At 74.4% G+C, this 1,346-nt stretch carries 1 protein-coding gene; it reads right to left on the bottom strand.

Translation table 11 applies throughout. The annotated features are described in order from the left end of the window. Nucleotides 1–173: 173 nt before the first annotated feature. Entirely contained in the window at nucleotides 174–1,229 is a 1,056-nt protein-coding gene (locus NBW84_RS18415) for a ThiF family adenylyltransferase (protein ID WP_250285978.1), read from the bottom strand. Between the last annotated feature and the right edge of the window lie 117 nt (nucleotides 1,230–1,346).

Below are 1,346 nucleotides of genomic sequence, written 5' to 3' on the forward strand. Positions count from 1 at the left end.
GGAGGGTGGGCGCGATCCGGAAAGTCTGGGTCGGGGCTCCTCCGTGAACGGCCTGGGTGGTGGTGGAGCCGCTGTTCTCCGTGGTAGGGCTGTTGTGGGGTGACGAGTTGGATGGTGTGGTTGTCGGCGGCGGCATTGTGGGGTTCGGGGGGTGGAAGCCGGGTCGCTCGGGACTACAGGCCTTTCCCGTGGGCCGGTCGTCGGCTCATGGTTGGCGGTGGTGTGGCACGGCCGTCCCGGCTCGGTGGTGGGCCGTCGGCGTCGCCCAGCCCGCGGATGCCGTCGGGACCGCAGACGGGGCAGGACGGGTCGATGTCGGCGGACAGGTGCGTCAACCGCGGGTGGACGAGGTCGAGCAGGATCTGTTCAGCGGCGCCCTTCCAGGAGGTGAGGCTGTTGACAAGCTCCCCGAGGGCGAGCGCGACGACAGCCTGGTTGAGGAACAGCACGCTCGCCGCCGGGTTGGCCGCTGACACCGGGTCGGCTGGTGATCCCGCTGATTCCCCTGATGCGGATGCCGGGCGGACGGTCCGGCCGGGCCGGGCAGCCCGGTCGGTGTTGTCGTAACCGGCGGCGCGGCGGGCGGCGCGGACGGACGGGTCCTGCTCGCGGGCGGCCAGCGTCGGGTCGTAGCCGTCCTGGCAGCGCAGGCACGGCCCGTCCGGTCGGATGACGGCGACCCGGCCGCCGGCCTCCAGGGTGCCTTCGCCTTCGGGCCCGCCGCGGCTGAGTTCCACGCCGATGTCGAGGTAGAGCCGTCCGTACTGGACGGCGAGCCGGTTGATCGCCCATCGCGGCGCGTGGCTGTCGACGGCGCCGATCAGGACGTCGGTGTGGCTGAGCGCGTGCCAGACGGCCGGGTCGAGGACACTGCCGCGGATCGTCGTCACGGGAAGGCCGGGGCTGATCGTCCGTGCCAGGCGGGCGGCCACGTCCACCTTGGGGGTGGCCTGCCGGGCGTCCGCGGGAGTGGCGCCGACGAGCCGGGCCAGGCTGGAGGTCTCCACCTGGTCCGGGTCCACGAGCAGGAGGGCTCCGGCACCGAGGTGGGCCAGGCCCTGGACGACGAGGGATCCGGCCCCGCCCACCCCGACGACACCCACGGTCAGCCGGCCGAGCCGGTGCTGCGTGCCGGAGCCGAACGCCCTGATCTGCCGGTCGTAACGATCACAGCGGTCGTCCTGGCCGTGCCGATCATGCTGGGTGGGGGCGGGGCGCGGCCGGGTCATGGCCGGGCTCCCGCGCTCGCGCCGCGGTGGGGAAGCGGCTGGTCCGCGGCGGCGCCCGCGGCGACGGGTGGTTCGCCGGGGAGCGCTCCCGCGCCGGGCACGTCCGCGGCTGTGGGC

This window comes from Protofrankia sp. CiP1_Cm_nod2 (assembly GCF_920664355.1).
Taxonomy (GTDB): Bacteria; Actinomycetota; Actinomycetes; order Frankiales; family Frankiaceae; genus Protofrankia.